The sequence below is a fragment of the Geobacillus sp. B4113_201601 genome (genome assembly GCF_001587475.1).
In the GTDB taxonomy this organism is placed as follows: domain Bacteria; phylum Bacillota; class Bacilli; order Bacillales; family Anoxybacillaceae; genus Geobacillus; species Geobacillus icigianus.
In genome coordinates this window covers 504-4989 of the sequence record NZ_LQYX01000051.1, presented here as the reverse complement: position 1 = coordinate 4989, position 4486 = coordinate 504, and the positions used below count along the sequence as shown (strand labels likewise).

Annotated in this window: 5 protein-coding genes and 1 pseudogene; 3 read left to right on the top strand and 3 right to left on the bottom strand. The window is 37.8% G+C overall.

What is annotated here, in order from left to right; genetic code table 11:
- The 3 genes from B4113_RS07990 to B4113_RS07980 form a co-directional block, all read right to left on the bottom strand.
- On the bottom strand, positions 1-402 hold a 402-nt coding region (locus B4113_RS07990), incomplete at its 3' end, for an anhydro-N-acetylmuramic acid kinase (protein WP_201028605.1).
- 168 nt (positions 403-570) lie between these two features.
- Positions 571-1659, bottom strand: a complete 1089-nt coding sequence (locus tag B4113_RS07985) for a DUF871 domain-containing protein (RefSeq protein WP_061912399.1) — start codon at positions 1657-1659, stop codon at positions 571-573.
- Positions 1660-1796: 137 nt separating this feature from the next.
- Positions 1797-2135, bottom strand: coding sequence for a PTS lactose/cellobiose transporter subunit IIA (locus B4113_RS07980; protein WP_033843343.1), 339 nt, complete (start codon positions 2133-2135; stop codon positions 1797-1799).
- Positions 2136-2296: 161 nt separating this feature from the next.
- Between B4113_RS07980 and B4113_RS07975 the strand changes: the two genes are divergently transcribed.
- From B4113_RS07975 to B4113_RS19495, 3 genes and pseudogenes are all read left to right on the top strand, one after another.
- Positions 2297-2602 carry a PTS sugar transporter subunit IIB gene (locus B4113_RS07975; RefSeq protein WP_033843344.1) on the top strand — a complete coding sequence of 102 codons (306 nt, stop codon included), beginning with the start codon at positions 2297-2299 and terminating at the stop codon, positions 2600-2602.
- Positions 2603-2649: 47 nt separating this feature from the next.
- On the top strand, positions 2650-3954 hold the full coding sequence (locus B4113_RS07970) for a PTS sugar transporter subunit IIC (protein WP_033843345.1): 1305 nt from the start codon (positions 2650-2652) through the stop codon (positions 3952-3954).
- Between the two features lie 133 nt (positions 3955-4087).
- Positions 4088-4261: pseudogene (locus B4113_RS19495) on the top strand (helix-turn-helix domain-containing protein); the annotation flags it as partial.
- Between the last annotated feature and the right edge of the window lie 225 nt (positions 4262-4486).

The following is a 4486-nucleotide window of genomic DNA, read 5'->3' as shown; positions in this document are numbered from 1 at the left end:
TTTTGTCGAAAAATATTTTTTGGACACCCCTGAGGGGCCGAAAAGCCTTGATAAATCAACATTTCTAGAGGGAGGCAAAGGGTTTGGAAGGTGGTATATAGTTTGTCCGTGGGAACCAATTAAATCGATCTGGCTAAGCGGGATATCCGCTTCTCTGCAAACTTTTTTTACCCCATCAGCAAACAAATAGCCCAATTTAAAATTTAAACTGCATATCTGTTCCACATTTGATCTTTTTTTGTCCATTGCTGATAACAATTCTTCTTTTAAAGTTTGTTCATAGGGGAGAAAAGTACTTTTAATCACTTTTATTTTTGTTGATGTGCCAAAGCCGTCGATTTTTACTAGTGAGGCATCAATTCCATCTAGGGATGTTCCAGACATTAATCCAACGACAAGCATTGTTTACCTCCCTTCTCAATTTTCGTTCTTATCTCTACATTTGTTTCATGGTTGATCAATAAAACATCGTGTTCTTTCTACAATTCGTTGGCGAAAGATTGCTTCAGGAATTCATTTTTTGAAATAAAATAATTTGGATTGGAGAATTGCAACAGTTCAATTCATCACTTATTTCCATTCTGTGAAAGCAAATTTTCCCCAAGGTTGAATATAATCGATTAAAAAGATCTCTTCTTCCCTTATCCTCCCGACAACATTCGATCTTCCCGAATTTTTCATATCTTTTAAGGCAATTTGTAACTCACCCGCATATTGTTTATATAAATCGCTTTCAATAATTATATCTCCTCGTTTGATATCTCTTGTATTATGGGGCGGGAATGGATATCCCCGGTATTTCACTCTGCTTTGGGTTGAACGGATCATATATTCGGAAACATCCCCGCGATAAAAATGGGGTTCTTCAAATAGAATTTTTCTTTCTAAATCTGAGGTGGTATCTTCCACTTTTATATTTAAAGTGATCATGTCTTTATTTATGTTGCTTAACAATTTCAGTTCTTGCTCTGAAGCATATGCGTTTCCGATGATAACATCGTCAATTGCTCCGGTGGCAAATAAATGTTTTGCTTGGACGTCAATAGGAAGACCGCGGTGCATTTCTAAAGTAGGTAATCCCTCTACAATAGGCCATGGACCGAATGTTGCTTCATTCGATGAAACAAAGGCGGCAGTTCTTAAACCGTATCTTTTAAATTTTTTGCTGCATTTTATGAAGAAATCATAAGAAAGCCCGGAATAACGATGGGGATAAAAATTGTGACACCCAATTAAACGTTCTTTATTTGGTTTATAGCTCAAAATATTTTCTAAGTATTTTGTATCATTACTCATATTAATTTCAATGTTTAAATTATAGGGGTTATATGTCATAAATGCTTCTTCTTTTCCAGTAAAGCCAAGGTCTAATCGAATGCCGTCAACATTCAATTCAGCGAAAAAGGAAAGGTCGTCATAAGAAATGTTCAATTGATCAAAAATCCTCGGGTTCATGTCGCAAATTACTTCCATGCCTAAATTTTTTGCGAAATTTATGGTTTCTTTAAAATTTAATAAAACCAATTCCCTATCTGCATCGATGGATAAAAGACAAGTGAACATCCGCCGGAATCCGTATTCATATGCCGTTTTAATGTAAGATTTATCGTCATCAATGTTCGAATGGTTAGGATAAATAGAAATGCCTAATTTTTTCATATTTATTTTCCTCCTGGGAGGCTGGTGATTTAATCGTGGATACCGCTTTACAATGTTATTTCTCATTTAGAAAAGCCTTGTGACATCGGTCCTGCTTTTCGCTCATTCTCCCATTGATGAAAGGAATCAGCGGTTTTTCACCGGCCTTCTAGATTTATCCTTTGTTCCAGATCGTTTATTCTTTCCAATATTTTTATTATCTGCTCAATGAGGCTCATTTCGCTGATAGCAGTCATGAGGTGATCTTGGGCATGCACCAATAATAGTGACATATCAATCTGTTCGTTGTTTAATTCGGCCTGAATCAGTTTTGTTTGGGTGTTGTGGGCTTTATTCAAGATATTGTGTGCCTCACACATTTTTTTCTTAGATAAATCAAACTTTTTTTCATAGGCGAGTTGCAATGCCTCATAAGCAATTGCACGGGCATCGCCTCCATTTGAAATGATACTAAATATTTCTGGTTCAAGATTCATGTAAAACCCCCCAATGTAATTTCTTTACTAAATTTATAATAGCAGATCATGAAATTAAATTCTATGTTTTTATAAAGATTTATTGAATTTTTTTTTTCATATCTTTTATAATAAAGATAAATTAAGAAAGCCTTTTCATTTATTTGCGGGGAGATGATCAAATGAAAGTGTTATTTGTATGTTCCGGGGGTATGTCAAGCGCGATTGTTGTCGATGCCTTGAAAAAAGAAGCGAAAAAACACGGATTACATTTAGAGGTGAAGGCTATCGGATCAAACGAGGTGCAGCAAGAAATTGGATTGGGCTGGGATGTATGCATGGTTGCTCCACAGATCAGGCACAGGTTTGACAATATTAAAAAGCAAGCAGATGAAGTGGGAATCCCGTGCCGGCCGATTCCGCCTCAAGCGTATACGCCTTTAGGAGGACCTGCGTTATACAAAGCATTAAAAGAATTGATTAAGTAAATGAAATAATATTTCGATTAAGAAGGGTTTAAAATGGGGGGATAATTTTGAGCAAATTTACTGATTTTCTTGAACAAAAGGTTTCAAATCCAATGGCAAGATTAGCAGAGCAAAGACATCTTTTAGCCATTCGCGATGGTGTTGTTTCTGCTCTTCCTTTTATTATTGTCGGTTCATTTTTTTTGGTTTTTGCGTTTCCTCCTTTGCCTGAAAAATGGAAGGTTACTCAATGGTTGACAGCACATGCGACTGAGATTTTAATACCTTACCGGATGACAATGTTTATTATGTCTTTCTACATTGCTTTCGGGATTGGATATAATTTGGCAAATTCTTATAAAGTGGATCCGTTATCCGGTGGATTGATTGCCGTTTCGGCTTTGTTGTTAACCATTACTCCTACTGTCGTTGAAAAGCTGGGTTTTGTCATGCCAATGCAGTATCTCGGCGGACAAGGTTTGTTTGTGACAATATTGGTATCGATTGTTTCGGTTGAAATCTTTAGATTTTGCAAGCAAAGGAACATCACAATAAAATTGCCGAAACAGGTACCTGTATCTGTTAGCAGATCTTTTGAAGCGCTGATTCCGGTTGCGGTTGTTATTGTATTAATGTCCACTATTACTGTGGCAATGGGGGTTAACCTCCATGAGATTGTCCAAACCATTACTTCACCGCTTGTTAAGGTTGGTGACAGTTTATTTGGTGTTTTAGTTCCTGTTTTTCTTATTACCTTCTTCTGGTCTTTTGGTATTCATGGTGTTTCTATTGTTGGTTCGGTGGCTCGTCCTTTTTGGGAAATGTATTTGGCTGAAAATGCTGAAGCGGTTGCACAAGGAGCAAGCAAAATTCCCCATGTTGCTACCGAACCTTTATATCAATGGTTTATCTGGATTGGCGGTTCCGGCGCAACGTTGGGACTGGTAATCACAATGTTAATATTTGCAAAATCAAAGTATATGAAAAATTTAGCAAGAACAGCTGTGGTACCTAGCATTTTTAACATAAACGAACCTATTATTTTTGGTATCCCTATTGTTTTGAACCCGACATTAATTATCCCGTTTATTATAACTCCTATCGTTACTTCCACCATTGCATACTTTGCAACTTCCGTAGGTTTAGTGAAACCAATGTATGTTAAAGCGCCATGGACTTTGCCCGCACCGATCGGTGCTTACTTGGCCACTGGCGGAGATTGGAGAGCAATCCTATTGGTGATCATCAACGTGATTATATCCTTCCTACTATATTTGCCGTTCTTTAAAATGTACGATAAAAAACTGTTGGATTTAGAAAACGAATGCAATCAACAAGTGGAATCGGATAATAATACGAATGTTCAAGCATAAGGGAATCGGTATGATTCCTTTTTTACTTTAGGGGGAATGTCTGTTAAAGCCAATGATAAAACCTTCAATATAGCCGGAATAAAATTCCCCACTTGCAATAGAACCATAGTGTCAATGAGAGGAGCTATGGTTCATGATTACGAAAGGGAAATCTTTCATGATCAAAGAGATGTATGAAAAGGGAGTGAGTATTTCCCATATTGCGAGAGAATGGGGAATCGATCGGAAAACCGTCCGAAAATATATTCACTCCTCCCTTTGTTCGCGAGGCCACCAAGCGAAGCGCGGTAGGAAAAAGCGGATCTCATGCAAAAAGGACTCTCTCCCTGCTATGATAGTGATTGTTGACATCAACCGAAAACAGGAAGAAGAGAGTCCATGAAACGTCTTACCACAGAATGGCCTTTATGAAAAGAGCTGGAGGAACCATTGTTGAGAACTCTTCAAAACGTGTTTGCTCCCCTGTTGGTGGCCCCTGTTTCGCTGCCCCCCCTGTTTCCCAACGGTATGGCCGGGTGCTGTTGGTGGAAGT